This is a genomic window from Microbacterium candidum, assembly GCF_030315975.1.
In the GTDB taxonomy this organism is placed as follows: Bacteria; Actinomycetota; Actinomycetes; order Actinomycetales; family Microbacteriaceae; genus Microbacterium; species Microbacterium candidum.
In genome coordinates, this window is sequence record NZ_JASXSZ010000004.1 from 18,897 (window position 1) to 41,214 (window position 22,318).

Sequence of the window (22,318 nt, forward strand, 5' to 3'; positions counted from 1 at the left end):
AGATGCGCATCCTGGTCGCCAACGTCAACACCACCGAGACGATGACCGAGGGCATCGCGGAGGCGGCGCGTGCCGTCGCCTCCGCGGGCACCGAGATCATCGGCATCACCCCGTCCTTCGGCGCGGAGTCGTGCGAGGGCAACTTCGAGAGCTACCTCGCCGCGATCGCGGTGATGGATGCGGTGACCCGCTACGAGGGGCCCTTCGACGCCGTGATCCAGGCCGGATACGGCGAGCACGGTCGTGAAGGCCTGCAGGAGCTGCTCACGGTGCCGGTCGTCGATATCACCGAGGCCGGGGCATCCACCGCGATGTTCCTCGGGCGCGCCTACTCGGTCGTCACGACCCTCGACCGCACCGTGCCGCTCATCGAGGACCGCCTCATCCTCGGCGGGCTGCACGACCGGTGCGCGTCGGTGCGCTCGTCGGGGATGAGCGTGCTCGAGCTCGAGTCCGACCCGGAGCGGGCGATCGAGGCGATCGTCGCCGAGGCTCAGCTGGCCATCGAGGTCGATCGTGCCGAGGTGATCGTGCTGGGATGCGGCGGCATGGCCGAGCTCAAGGAGCGCGTCGTCGAGCGCTGCGGCGTGCCCGTCGTCGACGGGGTGCAGGCTGCGGTCGCCGTCGCGGAGGGCCTCGTGAACCTCGGACTTGCGACCTCGAAGGTGCGAACGTACGCGCCGCCGCGGCCGAAGCGCGTCACGGGATTCCCCGTCTTCGGGCGCTGACTTCACCATCGCCCGCCCGCAGTGCGGGCATCGCAGCCCGCAATGCGGGCATCGACCGCCCGCGCTGCGGGAGAGAGAGGAGCGACACCGATGTCGCAGGACACCGACCTTCATGACAACCCTTCGCTCGACCCGACGGGGGAGCGGTGCGACCTCGTCATCCGCGGTCAGCGGGTGCTGACGACGGCGGGCATCCGCCCCCGTGAGGTGGGCGTGCGCAACGGCGTCGTCGTGGCGCTGCAGCCTCTCGGCAACGGCCTCGTCGGCGACGAGGTCGTCGAGCTCGCCGACGACGAGACCCTCATCCCGGGCCTCGTCGACACGCACGTGCACGTCAACGAGCCCGGCCGCACCGAATGGGAGGGATTCGCCTCGGCCACCCGCGCGGCCGCCGCAGGCGGCGTGACGACCATCGTCGACATGCCGCTGAACAGCATCCCGCCGACCGTCGACATCGACGCGCTGAACGTCAAGCGCTCCGTCGCGCGCGACCAGGTCCACGTCGACGTGGGCTTCTGGGGCGGCGCGATCCCGGGCAACACCGGCGACTTGCGGGCGCTGCACGACGCCGGCGTGTTCGGCTTCAAGAGCTTCCTCCTGCACTCCGGCGTGGACGAGTTCCCGCCGCTCGATCCGGACGAGCTCGAGAAGGACATGCGGGAGCTCGCATCCTTCGACTCCGTCATGATCGTGCACGCCGAGGACTCGCGCGCCATTGACCGCGCGCCTTCGCCCGAGGGCGACGACTACTCGAAGTTCCTCGCCTCGCGTCCGCGCGGTGCGGAGAACCTCGCGATCGCCGAGGTGATCGAGCGTGCCCGTTGGACGGGCGGGCGTGCCCACATCCTGCACCTGTCGTCGTCCGACGCGCTGCCGATGCTGCGCAGCGCCAAGCACGACGGGCTGCGGCTCACCGTCGAGACGTGCCCGCACTACCTGACGCTCACCTCGGAGGAGATCCCGGCCGGAGCGACGCAGTTCAAGTGCTGCCCGCCGATCCGCGAGGCCGGCAACCGCGAGATGCTGTGGCAGGGCCTCGAGGACGGGACGATCGACTTCATCGTGTCGGACCACTCGCCGTCGACGATCGACCTCAAGGACCTCGAGAACGGCGACTTCGCCGTCGCGTGGGGCGGCGTCTCGTCGCTGCAGCTCGGGCTGTCGCTGATCTGGACCGAGGCGCGTCAGCGCGGCATCGCTCTGGAGACCGTCGTGTCGTGGATGAGCGACCGTCCGGCGCAGTTCGCCGGGCTGACCGGCAAGGGTCGCATCGCGCCGGGGTACTCGGCCGACTTCGCGGTGTTCGCGGCGGACGACGCGTACGTCGTCGACGTGAAGAAGCTGCACCACAAGAACCAGCTCACGCCGTACAACGGGCGGGCGCTCTCCGGCGTCGTGCGCACGACGTACCTGCACGGCCTCGTCGTGGACGGCGTCGAGCCGCGCGGCCGGCTCGTGCGCCGGGGCATGACGGACTGAGGGTTCTCTCTCTCTCTCTCTCGTGCCTTCTCTCGGGTGCCGCGTCGGGGTTCCGGCGCGGCATCCGTGCGTTTCGGGGGCCTCGTGACTCGTGCGGTCTGGCCCGCTCCGTCGTATCGTCGGGGATGGGCGGGGCGGGGCGCAGCGGTCGGCGGTGCCGGCTGGCTGTCGGTGGTGCCGGGCTGGTTGTCGGTGGTGCCGGACAGACTGGTCGGCGGAGCCGGGCGTGTGATCGGCGATGCCGGACGAGACGGAGGAGAGGTCCCATGTCATCCATTGAGGCGGCGGTGAACCGGGAGGCGTTCCAGCGATTCCTCGATGCGATCGACACCCGTGACCTGCAGGTGATCGTGGACGCCGTGGACGCATGCATGACGCCCGACGCCAGATTCCACACGCCCGCCGGTCCGGCGCCGGCCCGCCCGGCGCAGCGCGCGGTCTGGTCGGGGCTGTTGCAGGCGTTTCCCGACATCCATGTCTCGATCGACGACATGATCGCGGAAGGCGATCGAGTCGCGTCGCGGCAGACGGTGACCGGGACGCATCTGGGCGACTTCCAGGGCATCCGGGCGACCGGCCGGAAGGTCGTCTATCAGGAGATCTTCATCGCGCGCTTCGTGGACGGGCTCATCGCCGAGCTGTGGGGCGTCGTCGACATGCTGTCCCTCCTGCAGCAGGTCGGCGCGATTCCTGCGGGCGTCCCAGGAGTGCCGGCCTCTCCCGGCGGGTCGGAGGAATCTGCCTGATCCGCGGCCCAGGCGAGCCCGATGGGCTTCGCGTCTCCGATCGCCGGCCTTGGAAGGGGTATCCGACGGCCGTCCCAAGACGTACCGTTATGTCGTGAAGCACACTTGGCTTTATGTCGTCATCGGCGTGATCATGATCGCGATCGGGCTGGTGTGGACCCTGCAGGGTCTGAACGTGCTGCGGGGTTCCGTCATGAGCGGCTCGGCCCTCTGGGGCACGATCGGGCCGATCATTCTCGTCCTCGGCGTGGTTCTGATCGTGGTCGCGCTCGTGATGCGGCGTCGAAGTCGGCGGGGCTGAACGTCCGACCGCTACGGGCCTTCGCAGTTGCGGAGATAGGCCTCAACGCACTCGACGATCGGATCGACGACGGTGGGCATCGCATCCACCGATGACGCTGCCGCATCCTGCGGTCGACCGGGCATGACGAGCCGCGCCGCGAGCGCGTGTTTCGCGGCCGGGCGCGACACGTCATCCGGGATCCGGAACGCGAGCACGTCGAAGTCGCGCTCATCGAAGCCTGGGACGGTCGCGCGCACACGGCCGACCTCCGGGTCCTCACTGCGCAGGTGCAAATACGCGCGCAGCTCGGGATCGAACCCTGTGCCGCCCACGTACGCCACGCTCCCGTCGGCGGCGTCCACCCAGACATAGAGCCACGAGCCGGTGGGGCGGACCTCGCCCTGTCGGACCTGGATGATGCGCGCCTTGGCTGCGTGCGGCTTGGCTGCGTGCGGCTTGGCTGCGTGCGGCTTGGCTGCGTGCGGCTCGGCTTCGTGCATGGCCCGACGTTAGCGCGCGACCGGCGGCCCTCCATGCGTGAAGAACGCCGGCGGTCAGCGACGCTGCGTTGATCGCGGGGCGCACCTGCTCCTCGGCGGGTCGCGGTTCCTCGGCTTCTGCGGGTAGCGCTCGGGGCGCGGTCTGGTCCGCATACGGTGTTCGTCGACGGACCACCGCCGTTCGTGACGTGGCACGACCGATGCGGGAGCGGTGATCCATGCAGTCGATGATGAATGTCATGGTCATTCTCCGCAAGAGTCTTGTATATCGAAGATAAGTGCGATAACCTCGTTGCAGATGGGATGCGTGGCCGCTTCGGTGGCTGCTCAGGACAGGTGAATCGGCGAGTCGACAGGGATGCTGACGTCCGTTCGATCAGTGAGGAACCCTGTCCATGTCTGTTGCGCCCCGTCCCGGCTCCGGAGGCTCGCTGCTGAGCCCCGCGCTGCAGGCGCTCGACGGCATCGTGCAGCGGCTGGTCGCGAATCAGCGTTCGATCGCGGCGCTCGAGGCGGAGCAGCGTGAACTTCTTGCCGCGTGCGCTGACGTGATCCCAGCGAGGGCGGCAGAGCTGCGCGGCGATCGCCGGCGGTACTCGACGGATCTCCCGGCCCGCGAGGTCGTCTCCGAAGTCGCCGTCGCGCTTCGCGTCGGGGAGCGTGGCATCCAGGCGCGGCTCAACGATGCTTCCCTCCTGGTGTCATCCTTCCCCGGCTCACTCGATGCACTCCGGCAAGGTCGGATCGACACGAGACATGTCGGTGTCATCCTCGACGCCGGCGCGATGCTCGAGCAGCCCGCCGATCGCGCACAGTTCGAGCGGGCCGTCCTCCCGATCGCAGAGCGTGAATCCGCGCCGAGGCTGCGCGGTCACGCGCGGGCGCTTGCCGCCTCGATCGATCCGGACGCGGTTGACCGGCGAGTCGAGGATGCGCAGTCGCGCCGCACCGTCCGCATGTACGACCTCGACGACGACCTGTCCCGGCTGATCCTCGATCAGCCCGCGACGCTGATCCATGCGATCTACGACCGCGTGACCCAGCAGGCGAAGGCATTCCGTGCAGCTTCAACGGAAGCGGGCGACGCGCTTGACGGTGATGGCGACGATCCCGCGGAGATGTCGTCCGCCCGAAGGGGCACGGACGTGCCGGGCCTTGCTCGGGTCGATGCGAGCGCCGAAAGTGCTGCGCCCGCGCAGGCCGAAGAGACCGGCGATGGCGGGGTCGATGCCCAGAGTGCCGGCTCCGGCGCGACGTGCGAGACCCCGAAGAGTCCGGTCCGCGCACGTGTGCATGGTGAAACGGATGACGCGGGTATGCCCGCTCGCGAAGCGATCGCCGTGCGCGATCCGGGGGAGACCGATGACGACCGCGTCATGGTGGTCACGCGGCCCGGCCGTGCTCAGCGAGAGTCCGCGCCCGATGCAACCGACCTGCACAGCGGCCCCGGCCGTGATGCGGTGATGGCAGCCGAGTCCGCGGCCGACGGGGTCGAGGACCGACGCACACTCGACCAGATCCGTGCCGACGTCCTCGCTGACCTGTTGCTGACCGGTGCGCCCACGGGGCACGGAGCCGGGCTTGAGGCGATCCGCGCGATCGTCCATGTCACGGTCCCGCTGGAAGCGCTGGTCGGAGCGATCGATGCAGAGGACGCCGCGGGAACGACCATGTCTCCGCATGGCAACGACGTGACTGCCGAGAAGCGGCCGGATGATCGGTTCGACCTTGACCTGGGCGCTGATCTTGGAGCTCCGGGCGACCCTCGCGGTCTCGGCCGAGTAGAGCGGTCATTCAGTCCTCCAACGAGGGCAGGTGCGGCGATCCTGTCGACTTTCGGGGCGATCCCGATTGCCACGGCGCGCACCCTCGCGGGCCACACGCCCGGATGGGAGCGGGTCTGTCTGGATGCGACGACCGGTCTGCCCGTCGCGGTCGACCGGTACAAGCCGACCGCCCGGCAGCGCGCGTATCTCACGGCGCGCGACGAACGGTGCCGATTCCCGGGATGCGTGCGCCCCGCGCACCGGTGCGACCTCGACCACACGCACGATGCCGCGCTCGGCGGTGCCACCTGTGTATGCAACCTCGCGCACTTCTGCCGTCGGCACCACACGATCAAGCACCACACAGCGTGGACGGTCCGCCAGCTCGGCGGTGGCGTCCTCGAATGGAGGTCGCCGACGGGTCGTCGCTACGAGGATCGGCCTCCGGCGATGGTCCGCTTCATGCCGTCGAGCGGCGAGGCGGCGGGAGGGTCTGATCGCGAGACGAAGGAGGACCGCGATGCACCGCCGTTCTAGCTGCGGGCGCTCGGCCAAGCGGGTGCGATCCTGCGGGCGCGGAACTGCGACCGCGCTGTGGGGAGCCCGATGCAAGGAGTCCGGATGCGATCCATGCGGATGTCTAGACTCGCGGCATGCCGAGGTCCGCCTATGTCGAATCGATCCGCGCACGGATCGGTCACGATCTTCTTCTCCTCCCCGGGGTCACAGCAGTGATCCGCGACGGCGAGTCCTTCCTGCTCGGTCGCCACGCGCACTCCGGGCTGTGGAGCCTGATCGGAGGGGCTGTCGAGCCGGGCGAGGAGCCGGCCGAGGCAGTCGTCAGGGAGGTCCTCGAGGAGACGGGCGCGCGCATCGGACTCACTGGCATCGTCGGGGTCTACGGCGGGGCGTCGATGATGGTCGAATACCCCAACGGCGATCGGGTGGGCTACGTCTCGACCGCGTACGAATGCGAGCTTCTGAGCCCCGCGACTCCGGATCTGGATGAACTGACGGAACTCGGGTGGTTCCGTCGCGCGGCGATCGCGAGCCTTCCTCGGCGTGAGTGGATCGATCGCGTCATCGGCGACGCGCGACGGACATCGAGCGACACCCCGCGCTAGCGTTCACGCCGATCGCCCCTCGCCGACCCGTCGCTCGGCTCAGGGCATGTCCTGCTCAGGGCATGTCCTTCTACGGCATGTCCTTCTCAGGGTTGAAGCGGTCGGGCACAGGCCGCCGTGTCGTGAGGCTGCGGCCGCGGAACTCCGCGACGATCCGGCCGTCATCGGCCTCCACGCGCACGTCGTAGATGCCGGATCGCCCGACGAGCGACCGCCGCTGCGCGACCGCGGTCAGCACCTCGCCTTCGCGAGCCGACGTCAGGAACGCGATGTCCGCGCCGGCGGCGAGGGTCACCGCATCCGTCTCGTTGCACGCGAGGGCGAACGCCGTGTCGGCCACCGCGAAGACCAGCCCGCCGTGGATGACGTGGAAGCCGTTCAGCATGTCGGCGCGCACCGGCATCCGTACGACCGCCTCGCCCGGGGCCGCCGAGACGACCTCGATTCCGAGCGCGGCGGAAGCGCGATCGGCGGCGATCATGTCGCGCGCGTGCGCGGTCGCGAAGACATCTCCGGCGACGTCGTCCATCAGGCCTCCAACGGTGGGCAACTGTGTCATCATGGTGGCGAACGAACGTTCAGTAAGTCAAGGATGGCGACATGCCGACGATACTGCGCGACGACGATCGGCCGGACCGGCTCCGCATCAGACTGCACCGACCCGAGGTGCGGAACGCGATCGACCTCGCGACCGTCCGCGCCCTTCACGCCGTGTGCGACGAGCTCGAGCGGAAGCCGCGCATCCTCATCCTCTGCGGCTCGGACGGCGTGTTCGCGTCCGGCGCCGACATCGCCGAACTCCTCGCGCGCAGCCGCGACGAGGCGCTTCAGGGCATCAACTCGCGCCTGTTCGACCGCATCGCGCACCTCCCGATGCCGGTGATCGCCGCCGTGGACGGCTGGGCGCTCGGCGGGGGCGCCGAGCTCGCGTACGCCGCCGACATCCGCATCGCGAGCGACCGCGCGCGCTTCGGCAACCCCGAGCCGTCGCTGGGCATCGTCGCCGCGGCCGGCGCCACCTGGCGGCTGCCGCACCTCGTCGGCGAGCCGCTCGCGAAGGAGATGCTGCTCGTCGGGCGCATCGTGGATGCTGCCGAAGCCCTGCAGGCCGGGCTCGTCACGGCGGTCCATCCGCCGGAGCTGCTGGATGCGGCGGCCGACGCCGTCGCCGACCGCATCGCGGCGCTCGATCCGCTCGCCATCCGGCACACGAAGCGGCTCATGGGGCTCCCGCTCGAGGCGCACCCCCGCGCCGACGACGATGCTCAGGCGGAGTGCTTCGTCTCCCCGGCGAAGCGCGAACGGATGATGGCGTTCCTGGAGCGGCGCAGGGCCTGACCGGCGGCGAGTGCGGCGGCTGGTCGTGTCAGGCCCGGAGGTCGGCTCGCGTCCCGTCAGGCCTGAAGGCCGTCGAACGTCGCGCGCAGGACGTCGTCGGCGAGCTCGTCGGGATCGACCGGGCCGCCCGGGCGGTACCACTCGACGAGCGAGTTGATCATGCCGAAGATGAGCCTCGTCGCGACCGCCGCATCGATGTCGGCGCGGATCATGCCCTCGGCCTGCGCGGCTCTGACGATCGCGGCCACGCGCTGGTCGAACTCCCGCCGGCGCCGCAGCGCCGACTGCTCCACATCACTGTTGCCGCGCACGCGCAGCAGGAGCGTCACCCTCGACTGCCGGGCGGTCAGCACGCCGACCGCGCCGCGGACGAGGGCGCGCAGCTGCGCGGACGCGTCGCTGTGGGAGCGCACGGCATCGTCGAGCGCGGACTCGAGACCGCTGAGCGCGTCGTCCAGGGCCACCTCGAGGATCGCCGACTTCGAATCGAAGTGGTGATAGAGCGCCGACTTCGTCACGCCGAGCTCACCGGCGAGGTCGGACACGGACGTCGCGTCATAGCCCTGCTCGTTGAACAGCCGCACGGCGACCTCGAGCACCTGCTGCCGGTCGTAGCCGGGTCGCCCCCGGCGTGCCGGCGCTGCGGTGTCTTCTGCGGTCATGGTCCCTCCAGTGTCGCATCCGGCATCCCTGACATCCGGCATCCGCGGGACTTGCGATGCGGTCGTCGATTTGACATCCTTGCACAGTTACTGAACGATCGGTCGGGTAATTGATGCGGTTGGACGAATGACGCGGTTCGACAAATGACACGGCTCGCAGCGCAGCGGCCCGCGGAAGGATGACGATGTCCGAGGCCTACCTCATCGCCGGCGCCCGCACCCCGGTCGGGCGATACGGCGGAGCGCTCTCCGCCGTGCGTCCCGACGACCTCGCCGGTCTCGTCGTCGGCGAGGCGCTCGCACGGTCGGGCGCACCCGCATCCGCCGTCGACGAGGTGATCCTCGGGGCCGCCAACCAGGCGGGGGAGGACAACCGCAACGTCGCCCGCATGGCGGTCCTGCTCGCCGGACTCCCGGACGACGTCCCCGGCTTCACGGTGAACAGACTCTGCGCATCGGGGATGTCGGCCGTCGGCCTCGCGGCGCAGGCGATCCGTGCCGGAGACGCCGACCTGATGATCGCCGGAGGCGTGGAGTCGATGACCCGCGCGCCGTGGGTGCAGGCCAAGCCCGAGCGGGCGTGGGCGAAGCCGGGTGCCGCCTTCGACACCTCGATCGGGTGGCGATTCGTCAACCCGCGCCTGGCTGCCCGCGACAAGGCGACGTTCTCGATGCCCGAGACCGCGGAGGAGGTCGCGCGCGTCGACGCGATCTCGCGGGAGGATGCCGACGCTTTCGCGCTCGACAGCCACCTGAAGGCGATCGCGGCGATCGAAGCGGGCCGGTTCGCCGAGGAGATCGTCAGCGTCACGACCTCCCGGGGCGCGGTCGTCGACACCGACGAAGGCCCGCGGCGCGAGACGTCGCTCGCAGCGCTCGCGGCGCTGCGTCCGGTCGTCGCCGGCGGCACGGTCGTCACGGCCGGCAACTCCAGCTCGCTCAACGACGGCGCCTCCGCGCTCGTCGTCGCCTCGGAGCAGGCGATCGACCGGCATGGGCTGCGCCCGCGCGCCCGCGTCGTGGCATCCGTCTCCGCCGCCCTCGCGCCCGAGATCATGGGCCTCGGCCCCGTTCCCGCGACGCTCAAGGCGCTCGCGAAGGCGGGCCTCGAGATCGGCGACATCGGCGCCGTCGAACTCAACGAGGCGTTCGCCTCCCAGTCGCTCGCCTGCATCCGCCGCCTCGGTCTCGACCCGGCGATCGTCAACGCCGACGGCGGGGCCATCGCCCTCGGCCACCCGCTCGGATCCAGCGGCAGTCGGCTGCTGGTCACGCTCCTCGGCCGCATGGAGCGGGAGGGCGTGCGGTACGGGCTCGCGACGATGTGCGTGGGTGTCGGCCAGGGCACCGCGATGATCGTGGAGCGCATCGATGGCTGACACCTTGCGCCTCGAGGACAAAGCGGACCGCGTCGTCGCGACCCTCGACCGCCCGGAGACCCGCAATGCGATCGATCAGGAGCTCGTCGACGCGCTGCACGCCCTGTGCGCACGACTCGAGGACGAGCCCCGCATCCTGATCCTCACCGGAGCCGGTGGCGTCTTCGCTTCCGGCGCCGACATCGCCCAGCTGCGCGATCGCCGCGCCGAAGACGCGCGGCGCGGCATCAACACGCGCGTGTTCGACCGCATCGCCGCACTGCCGATGCCGGTCATCGCGGCGATCGACGGCTACGCGCTCGGCGGCGGCGCCGAACTCGCGTATGCCGCCGACATCCGCATCGGCACGCCCGGTGTGCGCATCGGCAACCCGGAGCCGGGGCTCGGCATCATCGCCGCAGCCGGCGCGTCCTACCGGCTGCCGCGCCTGGTCGGCGAGGCCCATGCCACCGAGCTCCTCCTCACCGGCCGGATCCTCTCCGGCGACGAGGCGTACGCGTGGGGGCTGCTGTCGTCGCTGCATGAACCGGAGGACCTGCATCAGGCCGCCGAGAAGCTCGCCGACCGCATCGCCGCGCTCGACCCGCTCGCGGTGCGGCACACGAAGACCACACTGCGGGCGCCCGCCGTCGCGCATCCCGCGATCGACCTCGCCCTGCAGGCGGAGCTGTTCGAGAGCCCCGAGAAGCACCGCCGGATGACCGCGTTCCTGGAGCGGAAGTCCGAGCGGAAGGCGGAGCGGACGTCGGAGCGCAAGACGGAGCCGAAGACCGAGAGGAAGCAGAAGTGACGGACACGACAGCGCCGGCCCGCGTGGGCGTGCTCGGCGGAGGACGCATGGGCGCCGGCATCGCGCATGCTTTCCTGCTCGCCGGCTCCGACGTCACGATCGTCGAGCGGGATGCGGAGGCCGCCGCATCCGCCCGTGCCCGCGTCCTCGACAGCATCGACCGCACCGCCGCGCGCGGTCCCTTGCCTCGTCCGCGCGGCGCCCTCGAGCGCGCACTCGTGACGGCGACGGACGCGGGAGCCTTCGGCGCCGCGACGCTCGTCGTCGAGGCGGTGCCCGAGGACCGCGCGCTCAAGCTCGAGGCGCTCTCCCGTGCCGAGCAGTCCGTCCCCGCGGATGCGGTGCTCGCATCAAACACGTCGTCCATCTCGATCGACGACCTCGGCGACGCCCTCGAGCGACCGGAGCGCTTCCTCGGACTGCACTTCTTCAACCCCGTCCCGGCATCGCAGCTCGTCGAGATCGTGCAGGGGACGCAGACCGATCCCGAGCTCGTCACCCTCGCGCGCGGGTGGGTAGCCGCCCTCGGCAAAACGCCCATCGTCGTCCGGGACGCGCCTGGATTCGCGTCGAGCCGCCTCGGCGTCGCGATCGGGCTGGAGGCGATCCGCATGCTCGAGGAGGGCGTGGCGGATGCCGCGGACATCGACGCGGCGATGGAGCTCGGGTACCGGCATCCGACCGGCCCGCTCCGCACCACGGACATCGTCGGACTCGACGTGCGCCTCGGCATCGCCGAGGAGCTGCAGGCCGCCTACGGAGACCGGTTCGCGCCGCCGGAGCTGCTGCGCCGCATGGTCGCCGAGGGGCGACTCGGACGCAAGACCGGACACGGCTTCTACGACTGGAGTGACAAATGACCGACATCCTCCCCAGCATCCTTCCGAGCTTTGTTCTCGACGGCTGGTGGACGCCGTCCGACGAGGACGGCGCGACCGTCGTCCGGGATTCCTCGACCGGTGAGCCCGTCACGCGCGTGAGCACGCGCGGTCTCGACCTCGCCGCCGTCCTCGACCACGCCCGCACCGTCGGTCAGGCGAGCCTGGGGGAGCTCACGTTCCACCAGCGCGCGGTGCTGCTCAAGCAGTTCGCGACGGTGCTGAACGAGCGCAAGGAGGAGCTGTACGCGCTGTCCGAGCGAGCCGGCGCGACGCGTCGCGACTCGCTGTCCGATGTCGACGGCGGCATCGGCGTGCTGTTCACGTATTCGTCGAAGGGGCGCCGCGAGCTGCCGAACGCGCGCGTCTACCTCGACGGCCCGGCCGAGCCGCTCGCGAAGGACGGCTCGTTCCTCGGCCGGCACATCTACACGCGCCTTCCCGGTGTCGCGATGCAGATCAACGCGTTCAACTTCCCGATGTGGGGGGCGCTCGAGAAGTTCGCCCCGGCCTTCCTTGCCGGCGTCCCGTCTGTCGTGAAGCCCGCGACGCCGAGCGCCTTCGTCGCGGAGGCGTGGGTCCGCATCCTCGTCGAGTCGAACCTCCTTCCCGCCGGGTCGCTGCAGCTCATCAGCGGCAGCGTCCCCGGCCTGTTCGACCACCTCGGACTCGGCGACCTCGTCGGGTTCACCGGCAGTGCGTCCACCGCCGAGCGGCTGCGCGCGCAGGCTGCCGACGGCGTACGGTTCACGAGCGAGACCGACTCGATCAACGCCTCGATCCTGGGCCCCGATGCGACCGTGGGCACACCGGAGTTCGACGCCTACGTCAAGCAGCTCCTCGTCGAGCTCACGACCAAGGCGGGGCAGAAGTGCACCGCGATCCGTCGGGCGATCGTGCCGCAGGGGCTCACGGCATCCGTCGTCGACGCCCTGCGCGCGAAGATCGACGAGCGCGTCGTCATCGGCGACCCGCGGGCCGAGGGCGTCACGATGGGGCCGCTCGTCTCCGTCGAACAGCGCGACGAGGTGCTCCGCCAGGTCGACGCCCTCCTCGGCGCGGGCGGCGAGCTGCTCTACGGCTCGACGGACGCGCCCGCGGTCACCCGGGCCGACGGCACGGTCGGGCCCGCGCCGGACGGCGCCTTCGTCGCGCCGCTCGTCATCGGGTTCGGGGATGTGGACAGCCCGGCCGTCCACGAGATCGAGGCGTTCGGGCCCGTCGCCAGCGTGCTCGAGTACGCGGATGCGGCACAGGCCGCGGAGCTCGTCGCGCGCGGCGGCGGCTCGCTCGTCACGAGCGTCGCGACCCACGACGCCGCGTTCGCCGCCACGGTCATGTCCGGCATCGCCGCGTTCAACGGTCGCGTGCTGCTGTTGGACCGCGACGACGCCCGTACCTCGACCGGACACGGATCGCCCGTGCCGCACCTCGTGCACGGCGGACCCGGTCGTGCGGGCGGCGGCGAGGAGCTCGGCGGCATCCGCGCGGTCCTCCACCACATGCAGCGCACCGCCGTGCAGGGCTCGCCCGAGATGCTCACCGCTCTCACGGGCGTCTGGCACCCGGGCGCGGGGACGCGCAGCGACCGGCATCCGTTCCGCAAGTCGCTCGCGGAACTGCGGATCGGTGACCAGTTCGCGTCGGGGGAGCGCGAGGTGACGCTCGACGACATCGAGACGTTCGCGGCGTTCACGGGCGACACGTTCTATGCGCACACGGACGAGGAGGCCGCGGCGGCCAACCCGTTCTTCCCGGGGCGCGTCGCGCACGGCTACCTCCTCGTCTCGTGGGCGGCCGGTCTGTTCGTCGATCCGGATCCGGGTCCCGTCCTCGCCAACTACGGCCTCGAGAACCTGCGCTTCATCACGCCGGTGTCCCCGGGCGACTCGATCCGCGTGACCCTGACGGCCAAGCAGATCACGCCGCGCGAGACGGACGAGTACGGCGAGGTGCGGTGGGATGCCGTCATCCTCAACCAGCGCGACGAGACCGTCGCGACGTACGACGTCCTCACGCTCGTCGCGAAGCAGCCCTGAGCGAGCCCCAACCACAGAACCCGAACCCGAATCGAGCGCACAGACATGTCGACGACGACACGTGAGAACGACAGCATCGGGGGCGCCACCCTGGCGCTCGCCCGCGAGGAACTCGAGGCGCTGCAGCTCGAGCGCCTCCAGTGGACGGTCCGCCACGCCTACGAGCACGTGCCCCATTACCGGCAGAAGTTCGATGCCGCGGGCGTGAAGCCCGACGACATCCAGGCCCTCGCGGACATCGTGAAGCTGCCGTTCACGACGAAGGAGGACCTGCGCCAGACGTATCCGTTCGGCATGTTCGCCGTGCCGATGGCCGACGTCCGCCGCATCCATGCCTCGTCCGGGACCACGGGGCGCCCGACGGTCGTCGGGTACACGCAGCAGGACCTCGACAACTGGGCGACCCTCGTCGCCCGGTCACTGCATGCGTCGGGAGTGCGGGCCGGGATGAAGGTCCACAACGCCTACGGCTACGGCCTGTTCACCGGCGGACTCGGCGCCCATGCCGGCATCGAGAAGCTCGGCGCGACCGTCATCCCGATGTCCGGCGGGCAGACCGCGCGCCAGGTGCAGCTCATCACGGACTTCCAGCCCGACGCGATCATGTGCACGCCGAGCTACCTCCTCACGATCGCCGATGCGATGGAGGAGGCGGGGATCGATCCGCGCTCGACGAGCCTCAAGGTCGCGATCCTCGGCGCCGAGCCGTGGACCAACGAGATGCGCGCCGAGATCGAGCGGCGCCTCGGGCTCGACGCCGTCGACATCTACGGCCTCAGCGAGGTGATGGGGCCCGGCGTCGCGATGGAGTCCGTCACCACGAAGGACGGCCCGCACATCTGGGAGGACCACTTCCTGCCGGAGACGATCGACTCGGAGACGGGCGCCGCGGTCGCGGACGGCGAGCTCGGCGAGCTCGTCTTCACGTCGCTGACCAAGGAGGCGTTCCCGGTCATCCGCTACCGGACGCGCGACCTCACGAGGCTGCTGCCCGGCTCGGCGTACCCCGCGATGCGCCGCATGGAGAAGATCACCGGCCGCAACGACGACATGATCATCCTGCGCGGGGTGAACCTCTTCCCGACGCAGATCGAGGAGCTCGTCCTCGGCATCGAGACGCTCACGCCGCACTTCATCCTCGAGCTCACGCGCGAGGGGCGGATGGATGCGATGACCGTCCGCATCGAGCGGCATCCGTCGATCGACAGGGAGACGTGCGAGGCGGCCGCGGTCGTGCTGCAGAAGCGCATCAAGGTGCAGATCGGCACGTCCGTCGACGTCAAGCTCGAGGAGCCGGGGACCCTGCCGCGCAGCGAGGGCAAGTACAAGCGTGTGTACGACCTGCGGTGATACACTTTGCTGAACGATCGTTCTGTTATTGAGGAGTCGAGGATGACCCAGCACGGAACCGTGATGGACGACGAGGCCGGTCAGGCCGCGTTCGACGCCGTCATCGAGGCCGACCAGCGCATCGAGCCGCGCGACTGGATGCCGGAGGCCTACCGCCGCACGCTCGTCCGGCAGATCTCGCAGCACGCGCACTCGGAGATCATCGGGATGCAGCCCGAGGGCAACTGGATCACGCGCGCCCCGAGCCTCAAGCGGAAGGCGATCCTGCTCGCGAAGGTGCAGGACGAGGCGGGCCACGGACTGTATCTCTACTCCGCGGCGCAGACGCTCGGCGCCACGCGCGACGAGATGACGCAGCAGCTCATCGACGGCAAGGCGAAGTACTCGTCGATCTTCAACTACCCGACCCCGACGTGGGCGGACATGGGCACGATCGGCTGGCTCGTCGACGGCGCCGCGATCTGCAACCAGGTGCCCCTGTGCCGCGCGTCGTACGGCCCCTATGGCCGCGCGATGGTGCGCATCTGCAAGGAGGAGTCGTTCCACCAGCGGCAGGGCTTCGAGATCCTCCTGACCCTCATGCAGGGCACCGAGGAGCAGCAGAAGATGGCGCAAGATGCCGTGAACCGCTGGTACTGGCCGGCCCTCATGATGTTCGGCCCGCCGGACGACGAGTCGCCGAACTCGGCGCAGTCGATGGCGTGGAAGATCAAGCGCTTCTCGAACGACGAACTGCGGCAGCGGTTCATCGGGATGCTGGTGCCGCAGGCTGCGATTCTGGGTGTCACTCTGCCCGATCCTGAGCTGCGCTGGGACGAGGACGGGCAGCGCTGGCACACGAGCGAGATCGACTGGACCGAGTTCCACGAGGTGCTCGCCGGCCGGGGCCCGATGAACGCGGTGCGGCTGCAGAACCGCCGCGACGCGCACGAAGAGGGTGCGTGGGTGCGCGAGGCCGCCGCGGAGTATGCGCGCAAGCAGGCTCTTGCTTCTGAAGGGATGGCGGCGTGATGGCGACTCCCGGAGCGAGCGAACGCGAGACCTGGCCCCTGTGGGAGGTGTTCGTGCGGGCGGGGCGCGGCCTCAGCCACGTGCACGCCGGATCCCTGCACGCACCCGATGCGGAGATGGCCCTCCGCAACGCGCGCGATCTGTACACCCGTCGCGGCGAGGGCACGTCGATCTGGGTCGTCCCGGCCGAGGCGATCACGACGAGCGACCCCGACGCGAAGGGCGCGTTCTTCGAGAGCCCCGCGGGCAAGAACTACCGGCACGCCAAGTACTACACGGCGTCCGAGGGGGTGCCGCACCTGTGACTTCGGAAGTTGAAGGCGTTTCGTCTCGCTTCGCTCGCTCAACGACCGACACCCGCGGGTCGTTGAGCGAGGGAGGAACGACCGAGACGAAACGCAGTGACGTTCACGGAGAAGTGAGTGTCGACGACATCGCCCTCGAAGCCGAGCTCTCGGGCTCCGAGGAGGCGGTGGCGAGCCCGGATGCGGCGGAGTACGCGCTGTGGCTCGGCGACGACGCGCTGATCCTCGCGCAGCAGCTGGCCGGCTGGGTCGCCCACGCCCCCGAGCTCGAGGAGGACGTCGCGCTCGGCAACATCGCCCTCGACCTCCTCGGCCATGCGCGGTCGCTGCTGCGCTACGCCGGCACCGCCGACGGGCGCACCGAGGACGACCTCGCCTACTGGCGCGACGAGCCGGAGTTCCGCTCCGCGTGGCTCTTCGAGCAGACCAACGGCGACTTCGCGAAGACGATCGCCCGCCAGCTCGCGGCATCCGTCTACCAGTTCGAGCTCTACGAGGCCCTCCGGTCGTCCTCCGACGAGACCCTCGCCGCCGTCGCCGAGAAGGCCCTCAAGGAGGTCGACTACCACCGCGACCACGCCGTGCAGTGGACGCTGCGCCTCGCGGGCGGCACCGACGAGTCGCGGAGGCGCATGATCCGCGGCCTCTCCGACGTCTGGCCGTACGTCGACGAACTCTTCCGGGACGAGCCGCTGAACGACCGCCTCGAAGGTGTCGCGGTGCGCCCCTCGACCCTGCGCGCCGGTTTCGACGCCGTGATCGCCGCGGTCTTCGCGGAGGCCGAGCTCGACGTGCCCGAGGGCTTCGTCGCCTCGGGCGGCGGGCGCGAGGGACGGCATTTCCCGAACCTCGCGTACGCGCTCGCCGAGATGCAGGTGCTCGCCCGGCAGCACCCGGGGGCGACATGGTGACCGGCACGCTTCGACGGGCTCAGCGACCGGAACAGGAGCGCGCGTGGGAGGTCGCGGCATCCGTCTGCGACCCGGAGGTCCCCGTCCTCACCATCGAAGACCTCGGCGTGCTGCGCGACGTCGCCGTGTCGGGCGACCGCGTCACGGTCACGATCACGCCCACCTACTCCGGGTGCCCCGCGATGGACACGATCCGCGACGACGTCGTGCTCGCCCTCGCGCACGCGGGGTTCGACGACGTCGATGTCAAGACGACCCTCAGCCCCGCCTGGACGACCGACTGGATGACGGATGCGGGCAAGCAGAAGCTCGCCGCTTACGGCATCGCCCCGCCCACCGGACGTGCGCGGGTCTCCGGCCCCATCACCGTGAGTCTCGGAGTGAAGTGCCCGCACTGCGGGTCGCTGAACACGCGCGAGGTGTCGCGGTTCGGGTCGACCTCCTGCAAGGCCCTGTACGAGTGCCGTGCGTGCCTCGAGCCCTTCGACTTCTTCAAGGTGCACTGATGCCTGAACTCGCCGCCCTCCACCACGCCGGTGCGAAACCGACCATCCCGGATGCCGAGCGCGTCGCCGAGGCGCTCATGACCGCATCCGTCGGCGGCGCCAAGGGCTCCCGCCGGCGTGCGACCTTCCACACCCTGACGGTCGCAGAGGTCCGCCCGCTCACGGATGCTGCCGTCGAGGTCACCTTCGCGGTGCCCGACGAGCTCGCCGAGGATTACGACTACCTCGCCGGGCAGCACGTGGCCCTGCGCGCCCAGGTCGACGGGTACGAGCTGCGCCGGTCGTACTCGCTGTGCCGCCCGCCCGCCCGGGGGTCGGTGAGCGTCGCGATCAAGCGGGACTCCGGCGGCCGCTTCTCCACGTGGGCGCAGACCGAGCTCCACGCGGGAGACCGGATCGACGTCATGAGCCCGCAGGGGACGTTCACGTCGAACCTCGCCGAGCTCGACGGCGCGCACGTCGCGGGGGTCGCCGCGGGATCGGGCATCACGCCGATGATGGCGCTCGCATCCACCGTCCTCGAGCGCTCGGAGACCTCGCGCGTGACGCTCGTCTACACGAACCGCTCCACGACCGACGTCATGTTCGTCGAGGAGCTCGCCGACCTCAAGGACAAGTACCCCGCCCGGCTCGCGCTGCACCACGTGCTCTCGCGGGAGCAGCGCGCGGCGCCCCTGCTGTCGGGGCGGTTGGACGAGGAGCGGCTGCGCCGCATCCTCGTCGACCTCGTCCTGCCCGACACCGTCGACGAGTGGTTCCTGTGCGGGCCGATGGACCTCGTCCAGCTGTGCCGCGACACCCTCGAAGACCTCGGCGTCGAGCGGGCGCACGTGCGGTACGAGCTGTTCACGACGGGCGACCGCGACCGCAATGAGCCGCCGCCGATCCCGGTCGACGAGGTGCGCGAGGGCGACGAGATCTACACGCTCGACTTCACGCTCGACGGCACGTCGTCGACGGTGCAGAGTCCGACCGCGGCGCGCGAGTCGATCCTCACCGCAGCGCTGCGCGTGCGCCCCGACGTCCCGTTCGCGTGCGCCGGGGGAGTCTGCGGCACGTGCCGCGCCCGCGTCGTCGACGGAGCCGTCACGATGACGGAGAACTACGCCCTCGAGCCCGACGAGATCGAGAACGGGTACGTCCTGACGTGCCAGTCCCACCCGACGAGCGACCGCGTCGTCGTCGACTACGACGCCTGAGAGAGGCCCCATGATCACGCTGACGAGGACAGGCGACGTCGCCGAGATCGTGCTCGACGCCCCGTCGAAGCTCAATGCGCTCGACCGCGACGACCTGGCGGAACTGGATGCCGCGTTCCGCGACGCCCAGGGCGCGCGCGCCGTCGTGCTGCGCGGCGAAGGCAGGGCGTTCTGCGCTGGTCGCGACATCGCCGGAGTGGATCCCGCGACCGACGACGTGCCCGGATACCTCGGCGACGTCGAAGCGCTCATGCGGCGGATCGCGGGCTTCCCGGCGCCGACGTTCGCCGCCGTGCAGGGCGCGTGCCTCGGCGTGGGCCTCGGACTCGCGATCGCAGCCGACGTCGTCTACGTCGCCGACGACGCCAAGATCGGGTCGCCCTTCGCGGGCCTCGGCGCCGTGCTCGACTCCGGCGGGCACGCCCTGCTCTTCGAGCGGCTCGGCGCGCACCGCGCGTTCGACCTCATCTACACGGGTGAACTGCTCTCGGGGGCGGATGCCGTCGAGGCCGGACTGTTCTCGCGGTCGATGCCGCGGGACGAGCTCCTCGAGTTCACGCGCGAGCGCGCAGCCCGCGCGGCGGCGGGGCCGACCGAGTCGTTCCTCGCCTCGAAGCGCGTCATCGCGCGCCTGCGCGACGCGCGTCTGTGGGACGCCGTGCACGCCGAGACGCACGAGCAGGAGGCCCTGCGCCACACCCACGACTACATCGAAGGCTTCGCCGCCTTCCGCGAGAAGCGCAAGCCGGACTTTACGGGGGAGTAGGTCACCGGCCCGACAGGGCTTCGACGAGCGGCGCGAGCCGGTCGGCGAACTCCGCGGACATCGTGAGGAACGAGACGCCGGTCGCCTCGCGCAGGGCCAGCAGCGCGTCCGTGTCGCGGGCGACGTCGCCGGAGAGCAGCGCGACCGCGCCGGCTTCGCGCAGCGACTCCGGTGTCACACCGGCGTTGCGCCGCATCCACTCGGGGACGTCGTCGCCGACGCCCGCGACGGAGAGCGACAGCTCGAGCGGCGGCCGCGCCGCCGGGGTCGCTGCCCGCACGCGGTCGGCGATGGCGGCGATCTCCGCGACCGTCGCCGTGGGCGGCAGCGGGAGGGCGACGCCCTGCGCGTGACGCCCGGCCAGGCGCAGCATCCTGTCGCCCGACGCGGCCAGTGTGATCGGCAGGTCGTCGCCGAGGGCGCCGCGCACGGCGGCGATCGTCGCCTCCACGCGATCGACGCGCTCGCGCGGCGTCCCCCACGGCACGCCGAGGTTCTCGGCATCCTGCTCCGCTCCCGGGCGACCCGCGCCGAGGCCGAGTTCGAACCGGCCGCCGGACAGCTCGACGAGCGTGCGGATGTCGCGCACGGCGGCGGCGGGCGTGCGCAAGGGAGCGGCGAGCACCCACGTGCCCAGACGCAGGGTCGTGGTCGCCGCGGCTGCGGCCGTGAGGGCGAGGAACGGCGACGGCGTCCAGAGCGTGTCCGGGACGAGGACGGCGGCGAACCCGGACGCTTCGAGGCGGCGGGATGCCTCGCCCCATGCGCGAGCGTCGCCGCGGACTGCGGTCACGGCACCGAATCGGAAGGATGTCATGCCTCCACCCTCTCCCGAGCGCCGGGCGGGCGCATCCTCCCTCGGGAGACATCCGCCGCACTCCCCGGGGAGGCCCGGCGAACCGGGGCATCTAACGATCTGTCAAGAACGGTGATTCTTGACACCCTCTGCGCGGGCAAAGTCGCCGGATCTCCGACATCCGCCGGTTATGGTAGACCGTCGGCGTCATGAGCGTCGGCGAACCCCCCTCCCAAAACTGAAAGGGACGACGTGGTCGACACGCAGCAGACCGAGGACTGGGCGGCGCGCGAGGAGCTCGCCGAGAAGATGATCCCCATCATCGGGCGGCTGTATCGCGATCGCGAGGTCGTGACGTCCCTCCACGGTCACCGGATGATCAACCTCTCGGCCATCGGCCTGCTCGAGGTGCACGAGCGCGTGAGCCAGCTCGGCCACGACGAGCTCGACCCCACCGAGACGCTCGCGGTGCTGACCGCCCTCGAGCAGCTCGCCCCCGGCGCCGCGTCGATCGACGTCGGACGCCTGGCCGCCGAGGTGCGCGCGAGCGACGCCGACGCGACCGACGTCCTCAGGGCGCAGCTCGCCGACATCCTCGGGGGGACGGATGCGGCACCCGCCGGCTCCGACGTCATCCTCTACGGCTTCGGCCGCATCGGGCGCCTGCTCGCCCGCATCCTCATCTCCCACACCGGCGGCGGCAGCGGACTGCGCCTGCGCGCGATCGTCGTCCGCAAGGGCGGCGCGAACGATCTGCAGAAGCGGGCGAGCCTGCTGCTGCGCGACTCGGTGCACGGCCGGTTCGCCGGCACGGTCTCGATCGACGAGGACGCCCAGCAGATCATCGCCAACGGCACGCGCATCCAGGTCATCTACGCCGATGACCCGGCATCCATCGACTACACCGCCTACGGGATCTCGGACGCGATCGTCGTCGACAACACCGGACGCTGGCGCGACGAGGAGGGTCTCTCGCAGCACCTCCGCTCGATGGGCGTCTCGCGCGTGCTCCTGACCGCGCCCGGCAAGAGCCCCCTGAAGAACATCGTGCACGGCATCAACGACGACACGATCACGGAGGATGACCGCATCCTGTCCGCCGCATCCTGCACGACCAACGCGATCACCCCCGTGCTCGCCGCGATCGACGAGGCGTACGGCGTCGTCAAGGGTCACGTCGAGACGGTGCACTCGTTCACCAACGACCAGAACCTCATCGACAACTTCCACAAGGGCGACCGCCGCGGCCGCTCTGCCGTGCTGAACATGGTCATCACCGAGACCGGCGCCGCGAAGGCCGTCGCGAAGGCGCTGCCGCAGCTCGAGGGCAAGCTCACCGGCAGCTCGATCCGCGTCCCCACGCCCGACGTCTCGCTCGCGGTCCTCCACTTGAACATCGCGCGCCCCGCGACGAAGGAGCAGGTCAACGACTACCTGCGCCGCGTGTCGCTGCACTCGAAGCTGCGCCAGCAGATCGACTACGTCGAGTCGCCCGAGGTCGTGTCGACCGACTTCGTCGGGTCGCACCGCGCCGGCATCGTCGACGGTCTCGCGACCATCGCCGACGAGGACACCCTCATCCTCTACGTCTGGTACGACAACGAGTTCGGCTACTCGTGCCAGGTCGTCCGTGTGCTCGAGAAGATGGCGGGCACGCATCCCCTCGTCGTCCCCGTGCGTCGCGAGGTCACCCTCGCGGGCTGAGAGACCTGAGTGCACGAAGGGCCGCGGCGAAGCCGCGGCCCTTCGTCGATGATGGCGG

General features: G+C 70.5%; 23 protein-coding genes. 19 read left to right on the forward strand and 4 right to left on the reverse strand.

Annotated elements, in window-relative coordinates; translation table 11 throughout:
• Nucleotides 1-2 precede the first annotated feature (2 nt).
• The 4 genes from QSV35_RS12575 (at nucleotide 3) to QSV35_RS12590 (ending at nucleotide 3,254) form a co-directional block, all read left to right on the forward strand.
• Entirely contained in the window at nucleotides 3-728 is a 726-nt protein-coding gene (locus QSV35_RS12575; RefSeq protein ID WP_286289124.1) for an aspartate/glutamate racemase family protein, read from the forward strand.
• A gap of 90 nt (nucleotides 729-818) precedes the next feature.
• Complete coding sequence (allB, locus tag QSV35_RS12580; RefSeq protein ID WP_286289125.1) at nucleotides 819-2,207, forward strand: allantoinase AllB; 1,389 nt, start codon at nucleotides 819-821, stop codon at nucleotides 2,205-2,207.
• 266 nt (nucleotides 2,208-2,473) lie between these two features.
• Complete coding sequence (locus QSV35_RS12585; protein WP_286289126.1) at nucleotides 2,474-2,953, forward strand: ester cyclase; 480 nt, start codon at nucleotides 2,474-2,476, stop codon at nucleotides 2,951-2,953.
• 94 nt (nucleotides 2,954-3,047) lie between these two features.
• Nucleotides 3,048-3,254, forward strand: a complete 207-nt coding sequence (locus QSV35_RS12590; protein WP_286289127.1) for a hypothetical protein — start codon at nucleotides 3,048-3,050, stop codon at nucleotides 3,252-3,254.
• Between the two features lie 11 nt (nucleotides 3,255-3,265).
• On the opposite strand, the gene QSV35_RS12595 is transcribed toward QSV35_RS12590, so the two are convergent.
• A complete protein-coding gene (locus QSV35_RS12595; protein ID WP_286289128.1) occupies nucleotides 3,266-3,736 on the reverse strand; it encodes a hypothetical protein in 471 nt (156 codons plus the stop codon).
• Between the two features lie 395 nt (nucleotides 3,737-4,131).
• Here QSV35_RS12595 and QSV35_RS12600 point away from each other — a divergent pair, with 395 nt between their 5' ends.
• Both QSV35_RS12600 and QSV35_RS12605 read left to right on the forward strand, forming a co-directional pair.
• Nucleotides 4,132-6,039, forward strand: a complete 1,908-nt coding sequence (locus QSV35_RS12600; RefSeq protein ID WP_286289129.1) for an HNH endonuclease signature motif containing protein — start codon at nucleotides 4,132-4,134, stop codon at nucleotides 6,037-6,039.
• A gap of 116 nt (nucleotides 6,040-6,155) precedes the next feature.
• Nucleotides 6,156-6,626 carry an NUDIX domain-containing protein gene (locus QSV35_RS12605; protein ID WP_286289130.1) on the forward strand — a complete coding sequence of 157 codons (471 nt, stop codon included), beginning with the start codon at nucleotides 6,156-6,158 and terminating at the stop codon, nucleotides 6,624-6,626.
• Nucleotides 6,627-6,696: 70 nt separating this feature from the next.
• Here the strand turns inward: QSV35_RS12605 and paaI are convergent, their stop codons facing one another.
• A complete protein-coding gene (gene paaI, locus QSV35_RS12610) occupies nucleotides 6,697-7,155 on the reverse strand; it encodes a hydroxyphenylacetyl-CoA thioesterase PaaI (RefSeq protein WP_286289131.1) in 459 nt (152 codons plus the stop codon).
• A 71-nt stretch (nucleotides 7,156-7,226) separates the two neighbouring features.
• On the opposite strand from paaI, the gene QSV35_RS12615 reads away from it, so the two are divergent.
• On the forward strand, nucleotides 7,227-7,964 hold the full coding sequence (locus tag QSV35_RS12615) for an enoyl-CoA hydratase/isomerase family protein (RefSeq protein ID WP_286289132.1): 738 nt from the start codon (nucleotides 7,227-7,229) through the stop codon (nucleotides 7,962-7,964).
• A gap of 56 nt (nucleotides 7,965-8,020) precedes the next feature.
• Here the strand turns inward: QSV35_RS12615 and QSV35_RS12620 are convergent, their stop codons facing one another.
• A complete protein-coding gene (locus tag QSV35_RS12620; protein ID WP_286289133.1) occupies nucleotides 8,021-8,626 on the reverse strand; it encodes a TetR/AcrR family transcriptional regulator in 606 nt (201 codons plus the stop codon).
• 185 nt (nucleotides 8,627-8,811) lie between these two features.
• Between QSV35_RS12620 and QSV35_RS12625 the strand changes: the two genes are divergently transcribed.
• The 11 genes from QSV35_RS12625 (at nucleotide 8,812) to QSV35_RS12675 (ending at nucleotide 19,760) form a co-directional block, all read left to right on the forward strand.
• Entirely contained in the window at nucleotides 8,812-10,005 is a 1,194-nt protein-coding gene (locus QSV35_RS12625) for a thiolase family protein (protein WP_286289134.1), read from the forward strand.
• A complete protein-coding gene (locus tag QSV35_RS12630) occupies nucleotides 9,998-10,795 on the forward strand; it encodes an enoyl-CoA hydratase/isomerase family protein (RefSeq protein WP_286289135.1) in 798 nt (265 codons plus the stop codon). The genes QSV35_RS12625 and QSV35_RS12630 overlap by 8 nt, the downstream gene beginning before the upstream one ends.
• Nucleotides 10,792-11,655 (forward strand): 3-hydroxyacyl-CoA dehydrogenase family protein, encoded by an 864-nt coding sequence (locus tag QSV35_RS12635; protein WP_286289136.1) that lies wholly within the window; start codon nucleotides 10,792-10,794, stop codon nucleotides 11,653-11,655. The genes QSV35_RS12630 and QSV35_RS12635 overlap by 4 nt, the downstream gene beginning before the upstream one ends.
• The gene (paaZ, locus tag QSV35_RS12640) at nucleotides 11,652-13,712 is read left to right on the forward strand and encodes a phenylacetic acid degradation bifunctional protein PaaZ (RefSeq protein ID WP_286289137.1); all 2,061 of its coding nucleotides are present in this window, start codon (nucleotides 11,652-11,654) and stop codon (nucleotides 13,710-13,712) included. Before QSV35_RS12635 ends, paaZ begins: the two co-directional genes overlap by 4 nt.
• Nucleotides 13,713-13,757: 45 nt before the next feature.
• Nucleotides 13,758-15,062, forward strand: a complete 1,305-nt coding sequence (gene paaK, locus QSV35_RS12645; RefSeq protein WP_286289138.1) for a phenylacetate--CoA ligase PaaK — start codon at nucleotides 13,758-13,760, stop codon at nucleotides 15,060-15,062.
• A 63-nt stretch (nucleotides 15,063-15,125) separates the two neighbouring features.
• The gene (paaA, locus tag QSV35_RS12650; protein ID WP_419956848.1) at nucleotides 15,126-16,073 is read left to right on the forward strand and encodes a 1,2-phenylacetyl-CoA epoxidase subunit PaaA; all 948 of its coding nucleotides are present in this window, start codon (nucleotides 15,126-15,128) and stop codon (nucleotides 16,071-16,073) included.
• On the forward strand, nucleotides 16,073-16,378 hold the full coding sequence (gene paaB, locus QSV35_RS12655) for a 1,2-phenylacetyl-CoA epoxidase subunit PaaB (RefSeq protein ID WP_286289541.1): 306 nt from the start codon (nucleotides 16,073-16,075) through the stop codon (nucleotides 16,376-16,378). Before paaA ends, paaB begins: the two co-directional genes overlap by 1 nt.
• Nucleotides 16,379-16,491: 113 nt before the next feature.
• Nucleotides 16,492-17,289, forward strand: coding sequence for a 1,2-phenylacetyl-CoA epoxidase subunit PaaC (gene paaC / locus QSV35_RS12660; RefSeq protein WP_353618977.1), 798 nt, complete (start codon nucleotides 16,492-16,494; stop codon nucleotides 17,287-17,289).
• On the forward strand, nucleotides 17,283-17,795 hold the full coding sequence (gene paaD / locus QSV35_RS12665; RefSeq protein WP_286289140.1) for a 1,2-phenylacetyl-CoA epoxidase subunit PaaD: 513 nt from the start codon (nucleotides 17,283-17,285) through the stop codon (nucleotides 17,793-17,795). Before paaC ends, paaD begins: the two co-directional genes overlap by 7 nt.
• A gap of 77 nt (nucleotides 17,796-17,872) precedes the next feature.
• Nucleotides 17,873-18,994, forward strand: a complete 1,122-nt coding sequence (gene paaE / locus QSV35_RS12670) for a 1,2-phenylacetyl-CoA epoxidase subunit PaaE (RefSeq protein WP_286289543.1) — start codon at nucleotides 17,873-17,875, stop codon at nucleotides 18,992-18,994.
• Nucleotides 18,995-19,004: 10 nt separating this feature from the next.
• Nucleotides 19,005-19,760, forward strand: coding sequence for an enoyl-CoA hydratase/isomerase family protein (locus tag QSV35_RS12675; RefSeq protein ID WP_286289141.1), 756 nt, complete (start codon nucleotides 19,005-19,007; stop codon nucleotides 19,758-19,760).
• A 1-nt stretch (nucleotide 19,761) separates the two neighbouring features.
• Here the strand turns inward: QSV35_RS12675 and QSV35_RS12680 are convergent, their stop codons facing one another.
• A complete protein-coding gene (locus tag QSV35_RS12680; protein WP_286289142.1) occupies nucleotides 19,762-20,577 on the reverse strand; it encodes an LLM class flavin-dependent oxidoreductase in 816 nt (271 codons plus the stop codon).
• A 288-nt stretch (nucleotides 20,578-20,865) separates the two neighbouring features.
• On the opposite strand from QSV35_RS12680, the gene QSV35_RS12685 reads away from it, so the two are divergent.
• The gene (locus QSV35_RS12685; RefSeq protein ID WP_419956849.1) at nucleotides 20,866-22,260 is read left to right on the forward strand and encodes a glyceraldehyde-3-phosphate dehydrogenase; all 1,395 of its coding nucleotides are present in this window, start codon (nucleotides 20,866-20,868) and stop codon (nucleotides 22,258-22,260) included.
• Nucleotides 22,261-22,318 lie beyond the last annotated feature (58 nt).

Bases quoted from the DNA above. Each gene is read 5' to 3' on its own strand.
- paaA (WP_419956848.1), top strand. From the start codon at position 15,126: ATGGACGACGAGGCCGGTCAGGCCGCGTTCGACGCCGTCATCGAGGCC.
- QSV35_RS12625 (WP_286289134.1), top strand. From the start codon at position 8,812: ATGTCCGAGGCCTACCTCATCGCCGGCGCCCGCACCCCGGTCGGGCGA.
- QSV35_RS12595 (WP_286289128.1), bottom strand. From the start codon at position 3,736: ATGCACGAAGCCGAGCCGCACGCAGCCAAGCCGCACGCAGCCAAGCCG.
- QSV35_RS12605 (WP_286289130.1), top strand. From the start codon at position 6,156: ATGCCGAGGTCCGCCTATGTCGAATCGATCCGCGCACGGATCGGTCAC.
- QSV35_RS12600 (WP_286289129.1), top strand. From the start codon at position 4,132: ATGTCTGTTGCGCCCCGTCCCGGCTCCGGAGGCTCGCTGCTGAGCCCC.
- QSV35_RS12615 (WP_286289132.1), top strand. From the start codon at position 7,227: ATGCCGACGATACTGCGCGACGACGATCGGCCGGACCGGCTCCGCATC.
- allB (WP_286289125.1), top strand. From the start codon at position 819: ATGTCGCAGGACACCGACCTTCATGACAACCCTTCGCTCGACCCGACG.
- QSV35_RS12620 (WP_286289133.1), bottom strand. From the start codon at position 8,626: ATGACCGCAGAAGACACCGCAGCGCCGGCACGCCGGGGGCGACCCGGC.
- QSV35_RS12680 (WP_286289142.1), bottom strand. From the start codon at position 20,577: ATGACATCCTTCCGATTCGGTGCCGTGACCGCAGTCCGCGGCGACGCT.
- QSV35_RS12630 (WP_286289135.1), top strand. From the start codon at position 9,998: ATGGCTGACACCTTGCGCCTCGAGGACAAAGCGGACCGCGTCGTCGCG.
- QSV35_RS12675 (WP_286289141.1), top strand. From the start codon at position 19,005: ATGATCACGCTGACGAGGACAGGCGACGTCGCCGAGATCGTGCTCGAC.
- paaK (WP_286289138.1), top strand. From the start codon at position 13,758: ATGTCGACGACGACACGTGAGAACGACAGCATCGGGGGCGCCACCCTG.
- QSV35_RS12585 (WP_286289126.1), top strand. From the start codon at position 2,474: ATGTCATCCATTGAGGCGGCGGTGAACCGGGAGGCGTTCCAGCGATTC.
- paaI (WP_286289131.1), bottom strand. From the start codon at position 7,155: ATGGACGACGTCGCCGGAGATGTCTTCGCGACCGCGCACGCGCGCGAC.
- paaD (WP_286289140.1), top strand. From the start codon at position 17,283: ATGGTGACCGGCACGCTTCGACGGGCTCAGCGACCGGAACAGGAGCGC.
- paaZ (WP_286289137.1), top strand. From the start codon at position 11,652: ATGACCGACATCCTCCCCAGCATCCTTCCGAGCTTTGTTCTCGACGGC.
- QSV35_RS12685 (WP_419956849.1), top strand. From the start codon at position 20,866: ATGATCCCCATCATCGGGCGGCTGTATCGCGATCGCGAGGTCGTGACG.
- paaB (WP_286289541.1), top strand. From the start codon at position 16,073: ATGGCGACTCCCGGAGCGAGCGAACGCGAGACCTGGCCCCTGTGGGAG.
- paaE (WP_286289543.1), top strand. From the start codon at position 17,873: ATGACCGCATCCGTCGGCGGCGCCAAGGGCTCCCGCCGGCGTGCGACC.
- QSV35_RS12575 (WP_286289124.1), top strand. From the start codon at position 3: ATGCGCATCCTGGTCGCCAACGTCAACACCACCGAGACGATGACCGAG.